24 protein-coding genes are annotated in these 22,279 nt (G+C 41.7%); all 24 read left to right on the top strand.

Going from position 1 to position 22,279, the window contains the following annotated elements; all coding sequences use genetic code 11:
* The first annotated feature begins 207 nt into the window (after window positions 1–207).
* Entirely contained in the window at window positions 208–1,545 is a 1,338-nt protein-coding gene (locus BT147_RS06825; protein WP_072332638.1) for a helix-turn-helix domain-containing protein, read from the top strand.
* Window positions 1,526–1,651 (top strand): hypothetical protein, encoded by a 126-nt coding sequence (locus BT147_RS15825; RefSeq protein ID WP_286119161.1) that lies wholly within the window; start codon window positions 1,526–1,528, stop codon window positions 1,649–1,651. The genes BT147_RS06825 and BT147_RS15825 overlap by 20 nt, the downstream gene beginning before the upstream one ends.
* Before the next feature lie 594 nt (window positions 1,652–2,245).
* A complete protein-coding gene (locus BT147_RS15460; protein WP_177239710.1) occupies window positions 2,246–2,401 on the top strand; it encodes a hypothetical protein in 156 nt (51 codons plus the stop codon).
* On the top strand, window positions 2,343–3,848 hold the full coding sequence (locus BT147_RS06820) for a recombinase family protein (protein ID WP_072332635.1): 1,506 nt from the start codon (window positions 2,343–2,345) through the stop codon (window positions 3,846–3,848). Before BT147_RS15460 ends, BT147_RS06820 begins: the two co-directional genes overlap by 59 nt.
* Window positions 3,849–3,949: 101 nt before the next feature.
* Window positions 3,950–4,216 (top strand): DprA-like winged helix domain-containing protein, encoded by a 267-nt coding sequence (locus tag BT147_RS06815; RefSeq protein WP_072332633.1) that lies wholly within the window; start codon window positions 3,950–3,952, stop codon window positions 4,214–4,216.
* 92 nt (window positions 4,217–4,308) lie between these two features.
* Window positions 4,309–6,396 carry a type I DNA topoisomerase gene (gene topA, locus BT147_RS06810; protein WP_072332630.1) on the top strand — a complete coding sequence of 696 codons (2,088 nt, stop codon included), beginning with the start codon at window positions 4,309–4,311 and terminating at the stop codon, window positions 6,394–6,396.
* A gap of 52 nt (window positions 6,397–6,448) precedes the next feature.
* The gene (gene trmFO / locus BT147_RS06805; RefSeq protein ID WP_072332628.1) at window positions 6,449–7,765 is read left to right on the top strand and encodes an FADH(2)-oxidizing methylenetetrahydrofolate--tRNA-(uracil(54)-C(5))-methyltransferase TrmFO; all 1,317 of its coding nucleotides are present in this window, start codon (window positions 6,449–6,451) and stop codon (window positions 7,763–7,765) included.
* A 50-nt stretch (window positions 7,766–7,815) separates the two neighbouring features.
* Window positions 7,816–8,355, top strand: a complete 540-nt coding sequence (gene hslV / locus BT147_RS06800) for an ATP-dependent protease subunit HslV (RefSeq protein WP_072332625.1) — start codon at window positions 7,816–7,818, stop codon at window positions 8,353–8,355.
* A 3-nt stretch (window positions 8,356–8,358) separates the two neighbouring features.
* Window positions 8,359–9,777 carry an ATP-dependent protease ATPase subunit HslU gene (gene hslU / locus BT147_RS06795; protein WP_072332622.1) on the top strand — a complete coding sequence of 473 codons (1,419 nt, stop codon included), beginning with the start codon at window positions 8,359–8,361 and terminating at the stop codon, window positions 9,775–9,777.
* A gap of 169 nt (window positions 9,778–9,946) precedes the next feature.
* Complete coding sequence (gene rpsB, locus BT147_RS06790) at window positions 9,947–10,669, top strand: 30S ribosomal protein S2 (protein ID WP_072332619.1); 723 nt, start codon at window positions 9,947–9,949, stop codon at window positions 10,667–10,669.
* A 98-nt stretch (window positions 10,670–10,767) separates the two neighbouring features.
* Window positions 10,768–11,421, top strand: a complete 654-nt coding sequence (gene tsf / locus BT147_RS06785) for a translation elongation factor Ts (protein ID WP_072332616.1) — start codon at window positions 10,768–10,770, stop codon at window positions 11,419–11,421.
* 76 nt (window positions 11,422–11,497) lie between these two features.
* A complete protein-coding gene (gene pyrH / locus BT147_RS06780; protein WP_072332613.1) occupies window positions 11,498–12,226 on the top strand; it encodes a UMP kinase in 729 nt (242 codons plus the stop codon).
* Window positions 12,227–12,784 (top strand): ribosome recycling factor, encoded by a 558-nt coding sequence (gene frr, locus BT147_RS06775; protein ID WP_072332610.1) that lies wholly within the window; start codon window positions 12,227–12,229, stop codon window positions 12,782–12,784.
* Window positions 12,785–12,871: 87 nt separating this feature from the next.
* On the top strand, window positions 12,872–13,657 hold the full coding sequence (gene uppS / locus BT147_RS06770) for an undecaprenyl pyrophosphate synthase (RefSeq protein WP_072332608.1): 786 nt from the start codon (window positions 12,872–12,874) through the stop codon (window positions 13,655–13,657).
* A 19-nt stretch (window positions 13,658–13,676) separates the two neighbouring features.
* Window positions 13,677–14,474, top strand: a complete 798-nt coding sequence (locus BT147_RS06765; protein ID WP_072332605.1) for a phosphatidate cytidylyltransferase — start codon at window positions 13,677–13,679, stop codon at window positions 14,472–14,474.
* A gap of 19 nt (window positions 14,475–14,493) precedes the next feature.
* Window positions 14,494–15,654 (top strand): 1-deoxy-D-xylulose-5-phosphate reductoisomerase, encoded by a 1,161-nt coding sequence (locus BT147_RS06760; RefSeq protein ID WP_072332602.1) that lies wholly within the window; start codon window positions 14,494–14,496, stop codon window positions 15,652–15,654.
* An 18-nt stretch (window positions 15,655–15,672) separates the two neighbouring features.
* Complete coding sequence (gene rseP / locus BT147_RS06755; RefSeq protein WP_072332599.1) at window positions 15,673–16,962, top strand: RIP metalloprotease RseP; 1,290 nt, start codon at window positions 15,673–15,675, stop codon at window positions 16,960–16,962.
* Between the two features lie 86 nt (window positions 16,963–17,048).
* A complete protein-coding gene (locus BT147_RS06750) occupies window positions 17,049–18,761 on the top strand; it encodes a proline--tRNA ligase (protein WP_072332596.1) in 1,713 nt (570 codons plus the stop codon).
* A gap of 193 nt (window positions 18,762–18,954) precedes the next feature.
* Window positions 18,955–19,467 (top strand): GNAT family N-acetyltransferase, encoded by a 513-nt coding sequence (locus BT147_RS06745; protein WP_083426438.1) that lies wholly within the window; start codon window positions 18,955–18,957, stop codon window positions 19,465–19,467.
* Window positions 19,468–19,620: 153 nt separating this feature from the next.
* Window positions 19,621–20,088: a ribosome maturation factor RimP gene (gene rimP / locus BT147_RS06740; protein WP_177239719.1), complete on the top strand. Its 468-nt coding sequence runs from the start codon at window positions 19,621–19,623 to the stop codon at window positions 20,086–20,088.
* Between the two features lie 22 nt (window positions 20,089–20,110).
* Window positions 20,111–21,187, top strand: coding sequence for a transcription termination factor NusA (gene nusA / locus BT147_RS06735; RefSeq protein WP_072332591.1), 1,077 nt, complete (start codon window positions 20,111–20,113; stop codon window positions 21,185–21,187).
* Window positions 21,188–21,227: 40 nt separating this feature from the next.
* A complete protein-coding gene (rnpM, locus tag BT147_RS06730; RefSeq protein WP_072332588.1) occupies window positions 21,228–21,506 on the top strand; it encodes an RNase P modulator RnpM in 279 nt (92 codons plus the stop codon).
* Window positions 21,499–21,801, top strand: a complete 303-nt coding sequence (locus BT147_RS06725; RefSeq protein WP_072332586.1) for a YlxQ family RNA-binding protein — start codon at window positions 21,499–21,501, stop codon at window positions 21,799–21,801. Before rnpM ends, BT147_RS06725 begins: the two co-directional genes overlap by 8 nt.
* 5 nt (window positions 21,802–21,806) lie before the next feature.
* Window positions 21,807–22,279, top strand: a 473-nt coding sequence (locus BT147_RS15240; protein WP_286119155.1) for a translation initiation factor IF-2 N-terminal domain-containing protein, incomplete at its 3' end; no start/stop codon positions are given.

Below are 22,279 nucleotides of genomic sequence, written 5' to 3'. Positions count from 1 at the left end.
TATGTGGGAAACATTTACATATTGGAGTAGTTTAATCGCTCCGTGTGCTGTTGTGATTTATACTTTGATTTTGGTGATAGGTTATTTTCGGAAGAAGTGTACTGGGTCAAATCATCAAGAAAGCAGGTAGATTCAGTTCAATAGTTAGAAAAACTGTAAGTTTACAAGATCGTTCTCTATTTCTAAAAGAATAGGAGTGAACAATAGATGGGCGAAGATGCTATGGCTGCGCTAGGAAAGGTGTTTGCACGAAAGAGAAAGAAACTTGATTTGAATCAAGCCGATATAGCAGATGAAACTATTTCGGCTGGTATGATTAGTCATATTGAAAATGGCAAATTGAAGACCATATCCCCTAAAGTTATGTACTTAGCAGATAAGATGGGGGTCGATCTGAGTAAGATCGAGGACGAAATTTCTGCTTTAATCAAACCGAATGGTCAGATAGCTGATATTGTAGTGCATCATCAACTGTTACGATGTGAGTTTCTAGTGAATCAACAAGACATAGAAAGTCATTGTATAAAAAACATTCTGAATATGATAGAATTAGACAAAGAAAATCAACATTATCCATACTTTTTGCTTTTGAACGGCAAGGTGTATAGGAAAAAAGGAGGGATATCTAAGGCTATTAGTTATTTTGAAAGATGTATTTCGCTTTGTCCTGACGATGATTTTCTAAACATAAAGGCTACAGCTTATGGGGATCTAGCTGTGTGTCATTATTTAAATAGTGATATTAAACAGGCTGTTGTTACAGTCCGAAAAGGGATAGACTCATTTGTAGGTCAAGGTGAGCGAAGTTATCTATTTTTCAATTTGCAAGTCGATGAAATTATTTATCTGGAGAAACTTGGCTTGACGAATAAGATATTGCCTAAAATTGAGGCTATGTTGAAACATAAAAAAGAAATTGATATCGAATCGAGATTGAATTTGTTTGAAATTTACGGTCGCATCTTATTGGGGAACTCACCTAAGGAAGCGATTAATGTGTTATCTGAAGGCCTTAATTTATCTCTGAAGAATGGAAGTCCGGAACGAATTGTTGATCTTTCTATTCAATTAGGTCAGGCGTATAAGCTAATTGGAAGTAGGGAGCTTGCAGAGAACTATTATCAATTGGCTTTAGACCTGGAAGATACTCTTACTACCTATAAATCCGTGATTAGTGGGGCTTATATTGAATTGGGGAAACTCCATGTACAGGATGGAAACACAGAAGCCGCAGAGAAATTGTACTTAAAAGCATTAAAAATTGGTAAAAAACATAATGACAAAATACGAGTTTTTGATGCACACCTTACGCTCGGAAGTTTAAAGCTATCACAAAATGATATTAGTGCAGCTACATCTTATTTCGAGAGCGGGTTAGAAGCAGCAATTTTTTTAAAAATGGACAATCTAGTCGAGAAAGTAATTGTACCTCTCATGGAGTGTATGAGGATTCTAGGACACGATGCAAGAGTACTCGATTTAGTCGGGATTCTTGCACAAGTGAAAAATAGGGAGGAATTGTTAAATGAAGAAGTGTGGTGTTAGTCTTATGTTTGTATTATTTCTGACAAGTGTTTTGCCTGTCAATCCGGTTGTTAAAAATGACATTCCTAATCTAGTGAAGCACTCTGCCGAGCCTGTAGGCGGGTAATATCCTATACTCACCTTAGCAGTAATTTGAAAGAGGACTCCTTATAAACGGGGTCTTTTTTTGTATCGCGCATTTGTCACATTAACCTGAATTTATTACTGGAGATCTGCCATGGTCCCAATATTATAGAACGAAAGGAGAGGTTACCATATGAAAACCATATTGTTAACGAAGGATGAATTAATGATGATCGACACAGTAGTAGAACATCGAATTGAGGACCTAATTGCAGAATTGCCCCAAGATGAAGGTGATTTCATTCTCAACTAGATAGGCTTCTTAAAGGGTATTTTGGGATATCTACGATCAGAAAGTCTTGAGTTCAATTCCGAAGAGGTTTCGATGATTAGCGAATTAGTACGTAGGAAGCGAATTGAGTACGAAAATCTACTTTTGAAGGGAAGAGATCGGTTAGATTTTATTTCAGAAAGAAAATCGAATCTTGACTCAACTTTAGTCAAATTAGAATCGATAAAGAAGGATTGAATGGAGAGGGCGATGCCTTCTCTTTTTTATTTTATGCAGTCAAATTGTCCTCTTTTCTGACCCCCCTGCGCTTGTATAAGTATAAGAATCAAAATTGGAGGCTGGCGCATGAATGTCACAATTATAGAAGGTAAGCGCTTATCGGAGGCCCGAACAGCGGCGTATAATTATATTATAAAAATGTACATAGAAAGGGAGATTAAGAATGGCAACAGCAATTTATGTAAGAGTATCGACGGACGAACAAGCGAAGAAGGGTTTTAGTATACCAGCCCAATTAGAGGATTGTAGGGCAAAGGCGAGGGAAGAAAGGGTCGACAATGAAATCATTGAATATATTGATGATGGAATTACAGGGTCTATCTTAGAACGGCCTAGTTTGGAGAAATTACGTAATGATATTCGACAAGGAATAATTGATACGGTGATCGTACTAGATCCGGATAGACTTGCTAGAGGAACATCTATCCTACTCATACTTACCGAAGAGATAGAGAAATACTGCAAACTTATGTTTGTGAATAGTGATTATAACAAGACGCCAGAAGGCATGCTTTTTTATCAACTGAAAGGCATAGTATCGGAGTTTGAACGAGCTAAAACTCGGGAGAGAAGTATGAGAGGGATAAAACAGAAAATGAAGTTGGGGAAGATTGTAAGAGGAAACAACCTATATGGTTATAATTTTAATAAAGAAACAGATATGTTCGATATTAATGACGAAGAAGCGGAGATTGTGAGGTTAATATTTAATAAATTTGTACACCCAGACCCGTGTATTAGTGGCCCCAACATGATCGCACGTTGGTTGAATGAACAAAGTATACCTACTAAAAAGAGGGTAGGGAAATGGCATCGTAGTGTTGTTCGGAGAATTCTTTGTAATAGTGCCTACAAAGGGGAATTTATCCAGAATAAAACCGATTGGAATGGAATAGTAAGGGGAAGGGATAGGATTACTCCTAAACAAAAAGATCCTTCTGAATGGGTAGTTGTTAACATCCCTGCTATTATTGATCCTGCTATTTTTGAAATTGCACAAGATAAAATTCAAGTGTCAAGAAGGCTTTATGCTGGACTAAATAAACATAAATACCTGCTTTCGGGACTATGCCGTTGTTCAGAATGTGATCGTCCTATGAGAGGGAAAAAGGTTTCACGTAAAAATAAAGTCGATTATTACTATTATTGTAAGTGTGATGTTGAAGGGTCTCAATGGGGATGCGGCAAGTCAATTAGATGTTCCGATATTGATGATATAGTGTGGAATCAAATCAGCCAATTATTGAGCGACCCCGATTGTATTGAGGATACAAATATATTGGAAGATAATATCCTAGATACTGGATATGAGAGAGAAATAAAAAGGTTAGAAAGGGAACTCTCAAAAATTGAGCAAATGAAAAGTAGATTATTTGAGTTGTTAAGCACACCTGAACTTGTAGAGGATGTTAGAAAGAAACTTATAGATGTAACCGAGAAACGGACAAAGTTACTATCTGAATTGGAATGTCTAAAGAAAGAACAATCAGATTTTGATAGCTATCAATTGAGGAAAGACAGATTGAAAGAGGTTTTGAAAGTCGCAACAGAGTATTATTACGGTAAACAGATGGGGCTAGGCATTGATGAAAAGCAGCATCTTGTACGACTTATTGTGAAAGAGGTTAGGATTAGTTCGTATACAGATGTTGAAATTATCACCTACTAGTTTCTAAGTACCTATTTGGAACTTGTACAAGTGAGCAAAGTGGAGGCACGATTCAGTTAATCCAACAAGGTGCAAAGTGTATTCGGCATATTGGAGATGTATTGGAAGAATATGCTCAGTTTGCAACGGCTGCTACAATAGAAAGTGATCTTTCTGGGCTAACAAAAGAGAAAGACAAGCTGAAATCATTAACTGAACATGAAAAAATCCTCTATCGAGAGCTTTCAAATGAGCCGATTTCTCTGCAAATTTTAATGGATAAAGTAAGTGAAATCCTGTCCATTTCGCAGATTCATCCCGCGCTATTAATGTTGGAAATGAAACAATTAATCCAGCAGTTGCCAGGGAATCGATATATTCGAATCTAAGTCAAAAAAGTTGCATTTTGTTTTTACCATCTGGTATGGTAACAATTATGAGCTTGAAAACAGGGTTTATAGCCTAAAGAGGGGGATGCAGGGTGGCAGATTCATTAGTGATTGTAGAGTCGCCTGCCAAAGCCAAAACGATCAGTAAATATCTGGGTAAAAATTATATTGTAAAAGCTTCCATGGGACATGTTAGGGACTTACCAAAAAGTCAATTGGGAGTAGATGTAGAGAATAATTTTGAACCTAAATATATCACTGTTCGGGGAAAAGGAGATTTACTGAAAGATCTTCGTGATGCGAGTAAAAAAGTAAAAAGAATCTATCTCGCAGCTGACCCGGATCGTGAAGGTGAAGCGATTGCATGGCATCTCGCTCATTACTTGAAAGTTGCTTTGGATGAAGAATGTCGAGTTGTATTTAATGAGATTACCAAACAAGCAGTGAAAGAAGCATTTAAGAAACCTAGAAAAATCAATATGGATCTTGTAAATGCACAACAAGCTCGTCGGGTGTTAGATCGACTAGTTGGATACGGGATTAGTCCGCTCTTGTGGAAGAAAGTTCGAAAGGGCCTCTCTGCTGGACGTGTACAGTCGGTAGCAGTCAAATTGGTTTTGGATCGTGAAAAGGAGATTCGTTCTTTTGTACCAGAAGAGTATTGGACGGTAACGGCTCATCTAGTTGCAGAGAAAAATGAACCATTTACAGCGAAGTTTTATGGATATGGAAAAAAGAAAGTAGAACTAAAGTCAGAACAAGAAGTAAACGAATTACTTGTTTCCATAAAAGGAAAGCGCTTTACTGTGGAAGAAGTAAAGAAAACAGATCGAAAACGGAATCCTTCTCTGCCTTTTATCACAAGTAGTTTGCAACAAGAAGCTGCGCGTAAATGTAATTTTCGTGCTCAAAAAACCATGTCCATTGCCCAGCAGCTATATGAAGGAATTGATTTGGGTAAAAAGCAAGGGACTGTGGGTTTGATTACGTATATGCGTACCGATTCGACTCGGATTTCACCAACCGCTCAAGATGAAGCAAAACAATACATTACAGATCAATTTGGTTCTTCGTTCTTGCCAAGTTCACCACGTGTTATGAAGAGTAAATCAGGAGCACAAGATGCACACGAGGCGATTCGTCCCTCATCCGTTTTCCGTACTCCAGATGAACTAAAAAGTGCTCTGTCTCGGGACCAATATCGTCTTTATAAACTAATCTGGGAACGCTTCGTCGCAAGTCAGATGGCTTCTGCTGTGTTGGATGTGATTACCGCGGACCTACGTGCAGGAGATGCTTTATTCCGCTCTACTGGCTCTAAGGTGAGGTTCCCTGGATTTATGAAAGTATACATAGAGGGCACAGATGATAAGAAGAAAGAAAAAGAAGATGACGATGTTTTGATTCCGCCTCTAGAGCCGGGTCAAGTGGTGAAGAAGAATAAAATTGACCCGAAACAACATTTTACACAACCACCACCGCGCTATACAGAGGCTAGGTTAGTGCGGGCACTAGAAGAAAATGGAATCGGACGACCAAGTACATATGCACCTACTTTGGATACGATTCAAAAACGCGGTTATGTTTTACTAGAGGAGAAGAAGTTTGTTCCTTCTGAACTTGGCGAGATCGTGATTGGGATGATCAGTGAGTTTTTTCCTGAGGTGCTCAATGTCGAATTTACGGCCAATATGGAGCAAGATTTAGACCTCGTGGGAGATGGTGAGGTTGACTGGGTTGCCATTTTAGACCGATTCTATGAAAAGTTTAGAGAGCGTTTAACATTCGCAGAGTCGGAGATGGCAGAAGTAGAGTTGCAGGATGAAGTCTCTGATGAAGAATGTGAGAAATGCGGCCGCCTGATGGTTTATAAACATGGCCGATTCGGTAAGTTTTTGGCTTGCCCAGGATTTCCAGATTGTCGGAATGCTAAACCCATTTTAAAATCAACAGGAGTTGTTTGTCCGACCTGTAAACAGGGAGAAGTAGTTGAGAGAAAGAGTAAGAAATCTCGTGTGTTCTTCGGTTGTAGTCGATATCCAGATTGTGACTTTGTTTCCTGGGATCGTCCTGTTAGCCGTCCTTGTCCAAGATGTCAAGGTCTGATGGTTGAAAAGAAGAAAAAGAAAGAATCGATCCTCACTTGTACGGAATGTCATTACGAAGAAGAGAAGAATTAGGGGAATAACGACATAGGCTTGAAATAAACATCTTGGAGGGAGAAAGAAACCCATGCAGAAAGTGACAGTAGTAGGGGCAGGTCTTGCAGGAAGTGAAGCTGCATGGCAGATTGCCCAGCAAGGAGTACCTGTTCGCTTGATTGAGATGCGCCCGGTTAAGCGAACACCTGTACACCGGGGAGATCAGTTTGCTGAGTTAGTTTGTAGTAACTCCTTACGTGCGGCTGGGTTAACAAACGCGGTAGGGATTTTAAAAGAAGAAATGCGTCAGTTTGATTCGCTCATTATGAAAGCAGCCGACAAACATGCTGTACCAGCAGGTGGCGCGTTAGCGGTAGATCGTGAAAATTTCTCGGAAGAGGTTACGAGGGCTTTGCATGAGCACCCTATGATTGAAGTGATAAAAGAAGAAGTAATATCTATCCCCGAAGGCCCAACTGTGATCGCTACGGGCCCACTCACATCAGAAATGCTATCGGAGCAGTTAAAAAATTTGACAGGTGAAGAATATCTATACTTCTATGATGCAGCTGCTCCTATTGTGGAGAAGGAAAGTATTGATATGAATAAAGTATTTCTTGCTTCTCGTTATGATAAAGGTGAGGCGGCCTATCTCAATTGCCCGATGAATGAAGAAGAGTTTAATCGATTCTATGATGCTTTAATTGAGGCAGAAGTTGCTCCTTTAAAAGAGTTTGAGAAAGAAATTTACTTTGAAGGCTGTATGCCAGTTGAAGTGATGGCAAAGCGTGGAAGGAAAACATTGCTATTTGGTCCTATGAAACCAGTGGGATTAAATGATCCTCATACAGGGAAACGACCTTATGCAGTGGTCCAATTACGCCAAGATAATTCAGCAGGAACTCTCTTTAATTTAGTTGGCTTCCAAACACATCTAAAGTGGGGGCCGCAAAAAGAAGTGATCCAGCTGATACCAGGATTGGAAAATGCAGAGATCGTTCGTTACGGAGTCATGCATCGGAACACGTTTATTAACTCTCCAAAAGTCCTGCATTCAACCTACCAATTTCGCAATCGCAACGATCTCTTCTTTGCTGGACAGATGACAGGTGTAGAGGGATATGTAGAATCGGCGGCTTCTGGACTATTAGCCGGGATCAATGCGGCCCGTCTAATACGGAAAAAAGAGTTACTCACTCCCCCAGCCACTACAGCTATTGGTAGCCTAGCACACTACATAACCACAGCTGATTCAAAACACTTCCAGCCGATGAATGCTAATTTTGGTTTATTCGCCGAGTTACCGGAACGCATCCGGTCTAAAAAAGAACGTGCTGAAAAATATGCAGAGATTGCATTACGTGAGATCAAAGCGTTTGCTACGACTGCGATGCAATCAACAATCTAGTCTACAACATGCTTTATGGGAATCGGGAATCCGAAAGGATGTAAAAAATCATGGAACAATTTCATGCTACGACGATATTTGCCATTCGTCATAATGGGGAAGCAGCCATTGCAGGTGATGGGCAAGTGACATTTGGTAATCAGATGATTATGAAACATGGGGCTAAAAAAGTTCGTCATCTTTATAAAGGAAATGTACTCGCAGGTTTTGCAGGTTCTGTTGCAGATGCGATTACCCTCTTCGAAAAATTTGAAGGACGTTTAGAAGAGTTTCATGGAAATATTGCTAGAGCTGCTGTGGAATTAGCTAAAGAATGGCGCATGGATAAGGTGCTACGTAATCTAGAGGCGATGCTCATTGTGCTGAATAAAGATCAATTGTTGCTGATTTCTGGTAATGGAGAAGTAATTGAGCCAGACGATGATATCTTAGCGATTGGCTCGGGTGGGAGTTTTGCGCTATCTGCTGGTCGTGCATTAAAACGTCACGCTACTCATATGAGCGCGAAAGAAATTGCTCAAGCAGCACTGACTGTTGCCAGTGAGGTTTGTGTCTTTACAAATAGCAATATCATCGTGGAAGAGGTGTAGTGGATGTCAGTGACTGAACGAAACCAGAAAGAAAGCTGGACTCCCAAACAAATCGTAGAACAACTAGATAAACATATCGTTGGGCAGACAGAAGCAAAACGTTCTGTAGCAATTGCCTTGCGAAATCGATATCGTCGTAGCCTACTGACGCAAGAGATGCGAGATGAGATTGTACCGAAAAACATCTTAATGATGGGCCCTACGGGTGTAGGTAAAACGGAGATTGCCCGTCGCCTAGCCAAGCTAGTAGGGGCGCCGTTTGTCAAACTGGAGGCTACTAAGTTTACGGAAGTTGGATATGTGGGTCGAGATGTGGAATCGATGATCCGGGACTTAGTAGAAGTGGGAATTCGTATGGTGAAAGGCGAGCGTCTTGAACTGGTTAAAGAACGTGCAAGGCAACTGGCCAACGAACGCATTGTAGAATTACTTGTCCCAGAGAAGAAGAGTGATTCTGGATTTAAAAACCCTCTTGAGATGTTCTTCTCAGGCAATAACCAGAATGAACAACCCTCTCAAACTAATTCTACGGAAAAAAATCATGTACTCCAAAAACGCCGTGATATACAAGCCAAGCTAGAGCGCGGGGAATTAGAAGAACAGATGATTGAGATTCAAGTAGAGGAGCAGATGGCTCCGATGCTTGATATGTTTGCAGGTGCAGGTGGCGATCAAATGGGGATGAATATGCAAGAAATGTTAGGTCAATTCATGCCCAAGAAGAAGAAAAAGCGTCGTCTTTCAGTAAAAGAGGCGAGAGAGGTACTAACTCAAGAGGAAGGCCAAAAGCTGATTGATATGGATCAAGTGGTTCAAGACGCGTTGGATCGTGTTGAGCAATCAGGGATTATCTTTCTCGATGAGATTGATAAGGTGGCAGGCAAAGATCAACGTGGTCCAGATGTTTCTCGCGAAGGAGTTCAACGTGATATTCTCCCAATCGTGGAGGGATCAACTGTACAAACGAAATATGGACCGGTTAAAACGGATTATATTTTATTTATCGCGGCAGGTGCTTTCCACGTATCCAAACCATCTGATCTCATTCCGGAGCTACAAGGCCGCTTCCCGATTCGTGTAGAATTAAAAGATCTAACTGCGGAGGATTTTGTCTGTATCCTGACAGAGCCTAAAAATGCGTTAATTAAACAGTACACCGCTTTGCTAGAAACAGAGAACATCCGTGTTAGCTTTACAGATGAAGCGATACATGAGATTGCAAAACTAGCACAACATGTAAACTCCACTACGGAAAACATCGGTGCTAGGCGTTTGCACACCATCTTAGAACGCTTACTTGAGGAGCTTTCTTTTGAAGCACCCGATATTTATCTAGAAGAAATTTCTATTACGCCAAAGTACGTACAAGATCGTTTAGGATCGATTGCGGAGGATCGAGATTTATCCCAGTATATCCTTTGATAAACTCCAAATCTCATTTTTCTAATCATGGCTTGCAAGAACCCCCACTTCGTGGTATAGTCATCAGTGGTGTAAAAACACACGTTGAAGTAGGAGTTAGTGGTGCCCTAAGTGGTTTCTGACTCTTTTGATCTTCAGCGGAGGTATAAAAACCAAGGAGGAAACAAATATGGCAGTAGTATCTATGAAGCAACTACTCGAAGCAGGTGTACATTTCGGTCACCAAACACGTCGTTGGAACCCGAAGATGTCAAAATTTATCTTTACAGAACGTAACGGGATCTACATCATCGATCTTCAAAAAACCGTTAAAATGATGGAACAAGCGTATGCCGGTGTTCGTGATATCGCAGCAAATGGCGGTACTGTACTTTTTGTAGGTACCAAAAAACAAGCACAAGAAGCGGTAAAAGAAGAAGCGATTCGTGCAGGTCAATACTTTGTAAATCACCGTTGGTTGGGTGGAACCCTTACTAACTTCGGAACAATCCGTAAACGTATCGACCGCCTTCATGAGTTAGAGCGTATGGAAGAAGACGGTACTTTCGAAGTACTTCCTAAAAAAGAAGTTGTATTGCTGAAAAAAGAACATGAGAAATTAGAAAAGTTCCTCGGCGGAATCAAACATATGAAGAAATTGCCAGATGCAATCTTCATCGTTGATCCACGTAAAGAGCGTATCGCAGTTGCGGAAGCTCGCAAATTAAATATACCAATCATTTCGATCGTAGATACTAACTGTGATCCAGATGAAGTGGATTTCATTATCCCAGGTAACGATGATGCCATTCGTGCTGTTCGTTTATTTACTGGTAAAATTGCAGATGCGATTATTGAAGCACGTCAAGGCGAAGATCAAGAAACAGAAGTAGCTACAGCAGTAGCTGAGTAATCGAGAATCAAAAATGGGGTGGCTTGGCTAGTCCTTGCCTCCTCTTTTTCATAAAAAAGAAAAGAAAAATTTTCTATACATAAGGAGGTCGATTCATCATGGCAATTACAGCAGCTATGGTAAAAGAACTGCGTGAAAAAACAGGTGCAGGGATGATGGATTGCAAAAAAGCATTGAACGAAACCGAAGGTAATATGGAAAAAGCAATGGAATATCTTCGTGAAAAGGGAATTGCCAATGCTGATAAAAAAGCAGGTCGTATTGCGGCTGAAGGTGTAGTGGAATCCTACATCCATGGTGGCGGCCGCATTGGTGTGCTTGTAGAAGTAAACTGTGAAACGGACTTCGTTGCAAAAACGGACGAGTTCAAAAGCTTTGTGAAAGATGTGGCTATGCAAATCGCTGCGATGAATCCAAAGTATGTTCGTCGCGAGGAAGTTCCAGGTGACGAAGTTGAAAAAGAACGTCAAATTCTTCGCCAACAAGCACTTCAAGAAGGTAAGCCAGAAGCAATTGTTGATAAAATGGTAGAAGGTCGTCTAACTAAACACTTCAAAGATATCTGCTTAATGGACCAAGTGTTTGTTAAAGATGGTGAAAAGACGATTGAACAAATGGTAAAAGAGCAAATTGCACGTATTGGTGAAAACATCTCGATTCGCCGCTTTGTCCGTTATGAACTGGGCGAAGGTCTTGAAAAACGTGAAGACAACTTTGTAGAAGAAGTTATGTCTCAAGTCAATAAGGGCTAATGACAGATGTATAGGGAACACTTACCTAATGTGTTCCCTTTTTTTGCAAGCACAAGGAGAATGGAGGCATCATCCTATGAGTACTCCCAAATACAGACGGGTAATTTTAAAGTTAAGTGGCGAAGCACTTGCTGGTGAGCAGGGATATGGTTTAGATGCCCACGTGCTCTCATCTATCGCATCTCAAATTAAAGAAGTGGTAGAATTAGGAGTAGAAGTAGCGGTTGTAGTTGGGGGTGGAAACATCTGGAGAGGAATCTCTGGTGCAGAGTCAGGTATGGATCGCGCAACTGCTGACTATATGGGAATGCTGGCAACTGTGATGAATTCATTAGCACTACAAGATGCACTCGAAGCTCATGGGATTCCAACTCGGGTCCAATCAGCTATTGAAATGCGTCAAGTAGCTGAGCCATATATTCGTCGTCGGGCGATCCGCCATCTGGAAAAAGGTCGCGTCGTGATCTTTGGAGCAGGCTTGGGTAATCCATTCTTCTCTACTGATACGAATGCGGCGCTTCGTGCGGCAGAAATCGAAGCGGAAGTGATTTTGATGGCGAAAAATAATGTGGATGGTGTATATAATGCAGATCCTCGTTATCATCCAGATGCGGTCAAGTATGAATCGCTTACATACCTTGATATTGTGAACCAAGGCCTCGCTGTGATGGATTCAACAGCATCTACCTTGTGTATGGAAAATGAAATTCCATTAATCGTGTTTAACCTCTCTGAAGAAGGAAATATTCACCGTGTCATTCTCGGTGAAATGATCGGTACGGTTGTAAAGGGGAGTAATGAGTAAATGGTGAATCAAGTGCAAAAGCAAGCAGAAGAAAAAATGGATAAGACGATCCAAGTGCTTAAAAAAGATTTGATGACACTTCGAGCGGGACGTGCAAATCCAGCCATATTAGATAAAGTAATCGTAGAATACTACGGTAGCGAAACACCTTTAAATCAATTAGCAAATATCTCAGTGCCAGATCCACGTTCTTTGGTTATTCAACCATGGGATAAAAGTGCATTGGCTGAGATTGAGCGCTCTATCTTGAAATCGGAACTTGGACTTACTCCAAACAATGATGGAAGCATCATTCGCATTAACATTCCATCATTGACTCAAGAGCGTCGTACTGAATTGGTGAAATTAGCTCGTAAGATGGGTGAAGAAACCAAAGTTGCGATCCGCAATGTGAGGCGTGATGCAAATGATGAAGTGAAGAAGTTGGAAAAGAATGGTGAAGTTCCAGAGGATGCGGCTCGTCGTAGCTCAGAGGACATCCAAAAGTTGACAGATCGTTTTATCAAAGAAACAGATGCTGTTGTAGCTTCGAAAGAGAAAGAAATTACCGAAATCTAATTGATCTGGGTGTTACCCCTTCAGTCCCCTGAGGGGGTTTTTATGCTATGATGATGAGAAAAAGAGCTTGCCGGCGGAGGAGAACATATGCTAGAAACGATTAAGCGCTGGATGGGATCTGCTGAAAACAAAGGGAAACTAACCCTAGAGGAATTAACGAGAGAAGTTCGGAAGAATTCGATTCCCCGTCACGTTGGTTTTATAATGGACGGTAATGGTCGCTGGGCAAAAAAGCGAGGGCTTCCTCGAACCGCTGGTCATTTGGCTGGTATGAAAAGGGTACGTGAAATCATTCGGTCAGCTGATGAGATTGGAATCGAAGCGATTACACTCTACTCTTTTTCTACTGAGAATTGGAAACGTCCGAAAGAAGAAGTTGAGTATTTAATGAAGTTGCCAATCGAATTTTTGAAGTCTGATCTTCAAGAGTTAATTGACCGCAATGTTCGTGTTAAAATGCTGGGAGCGAAAGAAGAGACGCCTACGTCTACCTACCGGGCGCTTGTTGAATTTGAAGAGAAAACAAAAGACAATACTGGCCTTATATTAAATTTTGCTATTAATTATGGTTCTCGTGATGAAATTCTTCAAGCGATTCGAGAGATTATAGATGAAGTGCAAAACGGCAATATTGATAAAGAGCAAATAGATGAACAAGTAATGAATCAGCATCTGCTTACCCGTGGCTTACCAGATCCAGATCTCATTATACGTACGAGCGGAGAGATGAGGATCAGTAACTTCTTATTATGGCAAATTGCTTATAGTGAACTTTGGTTTACGGAAGCGCTGTGGCCTGATTTTGGCAAAGAAGCGTTCTATCAAGCAATCTATGACTTTCAGAACCGCAGTCGGCGATACGGGGCAGTTTGATTAAACAAGGAGAACGCAAATGAAACAACGTGTATTAACAGGAGTTTTGGGAGCGATCGCGTACCTGGCTCTATTATTCTTAGGGGCTCCATGGTACTCGGGGCTACTAGCAGTACTCGCTACAATTAGCTTTCTCGAATTTGCACAGATGAAGCTAGGTCATTGGAAGGCTCCGCATGTACTATTAGGACTCTTATTAGTTTGGTCTATCTTATGGAATAGTGTGTCTGTTTTTCTAAAAATCCCCGTCCCTTCCATTCTAGCATTTCCTAATTTGTGGTTGCTGGGGATTGTCCTCTTTTTTGTTTTAATCGTGTTAAGTAAAAACAAGGTTACGATCGATCATATTTCGTATCTATCATTAGGTGCACTTTATATTGGGTATGGATTTGCGATTATGATTGAAACGATTTGGCAAGAAAAGGGACTTGCATTAACATTAATGGTTCTATTTACTACGTGGGCAAGTGATTCAGGCGCTTATTTTGTGGGAAAACGATTTGGTAAGCGTAAATTGTGGCCTGCCATTAGCCCCAATAAAACAATTGAAGGCTCGCTCGGTGGTGTTTTTGTTGGTACTTTGTTAACTCTAGTGATCGGTTTGTGCTGTAATTTCGGACAAATTCCCACTCTCATTGGATTAGGTATTATTATTTCTTTAGTTGGCCAGTTTGGGGATTTGGTTGAATCAGCGATTAAGAGAACAATGGGTGTGAAGGACTCAGGGACCATTTTACCTGGTCATGGCGGAGTATTTGATCGATTTGATAGTCTGATTTTCACCTTCGTTGTCTTACGATTAATCGAGGTTTTATAAAGAAAGAGGGGTCTCTTTTATGTCAGAAAAACTAGCGATACTTGGTTCTACAGGCTCTATCGGGACTAGTACACTAGAAGTAGTACGTGGACAACGTGAAGAGTTTGAAGTGATTTCTCTTTCAGCGGGAACAAATGTAGAGTTGATGATTAAGCAAATTCGTGAATTTCATCCGAAAGTCGTTTCGATGTCTTCCCGCGAGGCAGCGGAGCGTGTTCAAGCAGAAGTAAGGTCTGATGTACAAGTACTCTGGGGAGAGGAAGGGTTGCTTGAAGTAGCAACCCACCCAGAGGCTACATACCTGGTATCTGCTTTGGTTGGTAGCCAAGGACTTCGTCCTACCTTAGCAGCTATTCAAGCGGGAAAAAAGATCGGTCTTGCGAATAAAGAAACACTCGTAACGGCTGGACACATTGTAACAACAGAGGCCCAGAAAGCAAATGTTCCTCTATTACCTATCGATAGCGAACATTCTGCTATTTTTCAGTGTTTAAACGGAGAGAGTATGTCGGATGTAGAACGTCTTATCATCACTGCTTCCGGAGGCTCTTTTCGCGATCGGTCCCGGATAGAATTAAGTAATGTCACTGTTGAGGATGCGTTAAAACATCCGAACTGGTCGATGGGTGCGAAAATAACGATTGATTCTGCGACGATGATGAACAAAGGCCTCGAGGTAATTGAAGCACACTGGTTATTTGGGTTTGACTATGACAAAATTAATGTATTGTTGCACCCGCAAAGTATCATCCACTCATTGGTTGAGTTTCGAGATGGAGCGGTTATGGCGCAACTAGGTACACCTGATATGAAAGTGCCAATCCAGTATGCGCTTACATTTCCAAATCGACTCCCTGTTCAAACCACTAAGCTGGATTTGGCCAAGATTGCAACATTAGATTTTCGAGAGATGGATTTCGATCGATATGTGGCTCTTCGCCTAGCTTTTGAAGCAGGACGAGCAGGTGGAACAATGCCTACTGTATTAAATGCAGCAAATGAGGTTGCTGTGGCTCGTTTTTTACGTAATGAAATTCCGTTTTTAGCGATTGATCGAATCGTAGAGCTTACACTCGAATCTCATCAAAGTAGTGCGGATCCTACTTTAGAGGAAATTGAAGAGGCAGATAGTTGGGCAAGGAAATTTGCTGCGAGTCAAATAACCCCTGTTCTCGGTTAGAACATAAGGAGTGAAACGATGGGAAATTTTTTGTATTATGTTGCGGTCTTTATCCCTGTACTCAGCTTATTAGTGTTTATTCATGAATTAGGGCATTTTCTTCTTGCGAAGCGTGCTGGAATCTTGGTGCGCGAATTTGCCATTGGTTTCGGTTCCAAAATTTTCTCTTGGCGTAGAGGAGAAACTCTGTATTCAATTCGGCTTTTACCGCTAGGTGGATATGTTCGCATGGCTGGAGAAGATCCAGAAACAGTTGAAGTAAAAGCGGGAGCACATGTATATGCCTCTGTAAATGAGCAGGGGAAATTGGATCATATGTATCTCTATGAGCCCGATCACTCCACAGGTAATGTAGTGGCAGGACGAGTGGTAGAGATTGATTTAGAACGAAAACTATATGTTGTTCTCGAAAATGAAGAAGGAAACGAAACTCGTTATGAGCTTGATCCTAAAATGTTTCTTCATTTTGACGAGAAAAATAATACACAGATTGCACCTTGGGATCGTCAATTCGGTTCCAAAACAGCTGGACAAAAGGCATTGGCGATCTTAGCTGGACCTGTTTTCAATATTATTTTAACAGTGATCTTATTTGCGATCTATATTGGAATGACTGGCGTCGAACATAGGCTGTATGTTGAGAAAACAGTAGCAGGTAGCCCAAGTGCAGCTGCGGGAATCGAATCTGGTGACATTATTACCAAGATTAATGGAAAAGATGTCCCTACTTTTGATATGTTCAAGTATCAAATTTTAGAGTCCCAAGGAAGTGAAGTAAAGCTAACTGTCGACCGGAGTGGTCAACAGTTAGAGATCCCACTCCAACCAGAGAAAAAAGTCACCCAAAGCGGAGATGTGATTTATCAAGTCGGAATTGATTTTAATAGTGAGAAGGGGAAGCGACCTGCTACGATTGGGGAAATTGTGGGTGGTGGCTTTACTCTTACATATGATTGGATCAAAGTGATTGGTGATGGTTTTTATAAATTGTTTACCTTTCAGCTATCACTAGAAAACTTAGGTGGTCCGATCCAGATGGGAACGATTACGGGACAAGCCGCGCAACAGGGTATTGATATCGTAATTAAATGGATGGCCATTCTCAGCTTAAACCTTGGATTGTTTAATCTCCTGCCTATACCAGCGCTAGATGGTAGTCGACTTCTGTTTATTGGAATCGAGGCACTTCGAGGACGCCCAGTTAGTCCGAACATCGAGAGTATGGTCCATTTTATAGGATTTGCACTATTAATGATGTTGATGCTTGTCGTGACTTATAACGATATAGTAAAATTAGTCTTTAAATAGACGAAAATCCTAGGGATGTGGGTCTAGTGCTCACATCCCTCCTTGTATGATTGAACAAGAGAATAGTAGAAATAGAGGGGAATTTCATGAGACAACAACATGCCTTAATCCCTACCCTTCGTACGGTAGGAGAAGCTGAGATGGTCAGCCACCAGCTGTTATTGCGTGCAGGCTTTATTCGCCAATTAGCGGCTGGGATTTATAATTATCTCCCTCTTGGTAAACGTGTACTAAATAAAGTGGAACAAATTGTACGGGAAGAGATGGACGAGATCGGAGGGCAGGAGCTATTAATGCCTGCGCTTAATCCGGCTGAGCTTTGGGAGGAATCTGGCCGTTACGAAACCTATGGTCCTGACCTCGTAAGGTTGCAGGATCGCCATGAACGTTCCTTTATCTTAGGACCTACGCATGAAGAAACGGTTACGGATATTGTACGCAGTGAGATTAACTCTTATAAAAAGCTTCCTGCTACGCTTTATCAAATTCAAACCAAGTTTCGCGATGAGCGTAGACCTCGTTCTGGTCTACTTCGCGGTCGTGAGTTTCTGATGAAAGATGCGTATTCATTCCACGCAGATCGTGACTCGCTTGATGGGACTTATGAAGATATGTATCGTGCTTATACGAATATCTTTACTCGCCTAGGAATGGATTTCCGCGCTGTAGAGGCGGATTCTGGTGCTATTGGTGGTAAGGGAACACATGAATTTATGGCGTTATCTTCTGCGGGTGAAGACTACGTTGCGATCTGTGAGTCCTGTGATTATTCGGCTAACATCGAAATGGCAGAAGTCGTAGGTAAATTTGTGACTTCCTCTACAGAGGCAAGCATAATGGAGAAAGTAGCCACGCCAGGAAAAGGTTCCATTCAAGAAGTGGCTGACTTCCTTCAAATCAATCCAAGCCAACTTGTAAAGAGCTTACTCTTTATGGTGGAAGAGAAGCCTGTACTCGTTTTGGTCCGTGGCGATCATGAAGTGAATGAAGTGAAAATCAAAAACTTCCTCGATGCAACGGTAGTCGGATTGGCAGACGAAGCAACGGTACATCGAGTTACAGGAACAACCCCAGGCTATGTAGGTCCTATTTCTCTTCAGGAAAAGGTAATCATTCTAGCAGATCAAGCGATTCAAGGGCTTTCAGACATGGTAGTAGGAGCGAATGAAAAAGATGCACATCTTCTCCATGTGAAAGCTGGACGCGATTTCGATGTCGATCACTATGTAGACCTTCGCAATATCCAAGAAGGAGATGCCTGCCCACGTTGTGGAGAGGGGATCAAACTAGTAAAAGGAATTGAAATCGGACATATCTTTAAGTTAGGTACAAAGTATAGTGATGCTATGAAAGCCAACTTCCTTGATCAAAATGGCAAAGAACAATCGGTAATTATGGGTTGCTATGGAATTGGTATTTCTCGGGCTATGGCTTCCGTAGTCGAGCAGCATCATGATGAAAATGGAATTATTTGGCCTGTCTCCATTGCCCCTTTCCATGTTCATTTAATTGCGGTTAATATGAAAGATGAGGCACAACGCGAAGCAGCGGAGAAACTATACGAAGAGCTGCGCTCAATGAAAATCGAAGTATTATTCGATGATCGTTTCGAACGTGCTGGTGTGAAGTTTAAAGATGCCGATCTACTAGGTATCCCAGTTCGTGTAATTGTGGGATCCAAAGCTGAGAACGGTGTGGTGGAGATGAAAGCTCGCCGTACCGGACATAGTGAAGAAGTATCGCTTTCAGAGATTAGAAACTTGGTTCCTGAATGGTTAGAAAAGGCAGATCGAACGTAACGAGATATAATTAAAATAAAAAAGCTAACGATTGGGGTGCAGTTCATTATCAACCCGTTAGCTTTTTATTTTGAAATACATTGTAAGAAGTGCTTTCCTGATTCGCGAAGCATTCAAATCGGTCTTGTGTCGGCTGCACTTGTAGGATAGAATAAATGAAATTTATCTATTTTAGAAGAAAGGAGCTCTATGGGTGGAATTAATCATTCGCAAGGCACACGTTTCGGATGCAGAGAGATTATTAGATTATGGTCTGAATATAGCAGAAGAGTCTCCTTTCCTCATCATAACGCCAGAAGAGATGAAAGCTGAAGATGTGTCTTCGGAAGAGAATTGGATTAAAAGCTTTGAATCAAGTGGGAACGTATTACTTGTAGCCGAGATAGAAGGCGAGATTGTCGGTTCACTCAATTGCAATCGTCCTAAGCGATCCCGTGTCCGCCATATTGGAACGATGGGGATTGCTGTTCGTAAGGCTTATTGGAACCAGAAGGTTGGAACGGAATTAATAGAAACATTGTTTGAATGGGCAAAAGAGAATGAAGTGGAAGAGATTCAACTAACTGTACTAAAGAATAATGATCGTGCGATATATGTCTATCAAAAGCTCGGATTTCAAGTCATAGGAGAAAGGCCACGCGCGATGAAATATGAGGATGGAACGTATGCAGATGAGGTATTAATGAGCTACTATCTCGTCAGATAATTGTGATTGCGTGCCTTTTTATGGTTGTGATATAATCATATTGGCTATACTTAGAATGATACGGCTGATGAGGAAAGAGTGGGTGCTTACCCACTCTTTCACGTTTGCTAGTGGGTAAAAAGTAAGCTGTGAGTAGCGTAAGGAGGGTTGGCTTTGAGCCGCCATGTCGTAGCGACAGTTGAGAAGTTAGTGACACCAGCACTTGAAGAGCTTCAATTAGAGGTAGTTGAAGTAGAGTACAAGAAGGAAGGATCTAACTATTTTCTTCGAGTTTTTATAGATAAAACCGATGAAGGCAGAGTCGATCTGGATGATTGTGCTAGGGCGAGTGGGTGTATAAGCGCTCTTCTTGATGAACACGATCCCGTACCAGGGGCAGAATATATATTGGAAGTGTCCTCTCCAGGAGCGGAACGTCCTTTGAAAAAAGAAAATGACTATCAAAAATCGATTGGAAAGAATGTTTTTGTAAGTACATACGAACCGATTGATGGAACAAAGGCGTTTGAAGGTGTTTTAAAAGAAGTGTCTGTTGACTATTTAACTGTAGACGTTCAAGGAAAAGAAATTGAGATACCGCGCAGTAAAGTGGCAAAAGCAAGACTGGCCATTGTGTTTTAGCGCGAAGGGAGGAACCAAGGCGATGAATGCTGAGTTCATCGAGGCTCTCGGTCAATTAGAGAAAGAAAAAGGAATTAGTAAAGATATTTTGATCGAAGCGATAGAAGCAGCACTGATCTCTGGATATAAACGTAACTTTCACTCTGCTCAAAATGTACGAGTAGATATAGACCGGATGTCAGGAAGGGTTCGTGTATTTGCAAGAAAGAATGTAGTAGAAGATGTTCTTGATCCACGGCTTGAGATTTCTCTTGATGCCGCCAAAGAGATTAATCCTTCTTTCGAATTAGAGGATATCGTTGAAATTGAGGTTACACCAGCCGATTTTGGACGGATTGCAGCCCAAACAGCAAAGCAAGTTGTTACACAACGAATTCGAGAAGCGGAACGCAGTATCATTTATCAAAACTTTATTGAGCGCGAAGATGATATTGTGACAGGGATTGTTCAGCGGACTGATAATCGTTACTACTATATCGATCTAGGTAGGGTGGAAGCGATTCTTCCACATAATGAGACAATGCCCGGCGAACGTTTTAAACATGGGGATCGTGTGAAGACGTATGTAACCAAAGTGGAGAAATCTACCAAGGGACCGCAAATCTTTGTATCACGTACACATCCAGGATTGTTGAAGCGTTTGTTTGAATTAGAGGTACCAGAGATTTTTGAAGGAATTGTGGAGATTCGTTCTGTTGCTAGAGAGGCGGGCCTCCGTTCTAAGATTGCTGTTTATTCAAGGGATGCGAACGTGGATCCAGTTGGTGCTTGTGTCGGTCACAAAGGGGTTCGTGTACAAACAGTGGTAAATGAACTACGAGGCGAGAAAATTGATATCGTTCGTTGGTCAGAAGAAATGGATGAGTGGGTTGCAAATGCTCTTAGTCCCTCCAAGGTAACTTCTGTCACGATCTACGAAGAAGAAAAAATGGCGCGTGTGATCGTTCCAGATCATCAATTGTCACTAGCTATCGGGAAAGAGGGTCAAAATGCCCGTTTAGCAGCGAAACTGACCAACTGGAAGATTGATATCAAAAGTGAATCAGAGGCAGATACGGATCCTGAATTAGATTTAGATTTGCCGACTGAAGAATCATAAAGAGCCACTCCATGGATCTCAATAAGGGAGGTGGTAGGGTTTGAAACAAAAGAAAATCCCTTTACGAAAATGTATCGCTTCGCAGGAGATGTTTCCTAAAAAAAGTCTCATTCGCATCGTTCGTACACCGGATAATGAAGTACTAATTGACCCTACGAGTAAAAAATCGGGGCGTGGAGCTTATCTTTGTGCTAAAGAAGATTATATTGATTTAGCACAAAAGCGAAAGGCGATTGAGAGAGCTTTACGGGTTCAAATCGATCCAGCTTTGTATGATCAGTTACGGGAGTATGCGAAGACGGTGATCCACGATGAGTAAATTTACTCAGCGCCTAGGATTAGCAATGAGGGCTGGAAAAGTAGTGTCAGGGGAAGATCTAGTCCTGCGAGAAGTACGATCGAAAAAGGCACGTCTTGTGATTCTTTCGCAAGATGCGGCCCAAAATTCAGAGAAGAAGATAACGGATAAGTGTAGTACTTATCAAGTTCCGCTACTCCGATTTGGTACAAGACAGGAGTTGGGGCTTGCTATTGGCAAACCAGAACGTGTCGTCATAGCAATTACAGATCCAGGGTTTGCCCGAATGCTTCAAGAATCAATTGAAAAGGGATGACTGGGATGGCTAAGATGCGTGTGTATGAATACGCCAAAGCGCAAAATATGAGTAGTAAAGAAGTTCTCACGATTCTAGAGAGAATGAATACGAAAGTTAATAATCACATGAGCGTGATGGACGAAGGAATGATACAAAAAGTGGAGCAATTTAACAAAAATGTAAAAGAGGAAGCAAACGCAAAACCAAGCGAGAGCAAGCCTCAGGGAGAGACAATAACCCAGAAGAGTACAGAAGGAAATAATAGTGAAAGTAGTCAGCGTCCAGCGGGCGACCGTGGCCCACGTCCAAGCGGTGATCGTGGGCCACGTCCAGCGGGCGACCGTGGCCCACGTCCAAGTGGCGACCGTAGTTCACGTCCAGCGGGCGATCGTGGTTCACGTCCAGCGGGCGACCGTGGCCCACGTCCAAGCGGTGATCGTGGCCCACGTCCAGCGGGTGACCGTGGCCCACGTCCAGGAGGCGACCGAAACTCACG

Source organism: Thermoactinomyces sp. DSM 45891 (assembly GCF_900119485.1).
GTDB lineage: Bacteria > Bacillota > Bacilli > Thermoactinomycetales > Thermoactinomycetaceae > Baia.
This window is presented reverse-complemented; position numbering and strand designations above follow the sequence as displayed.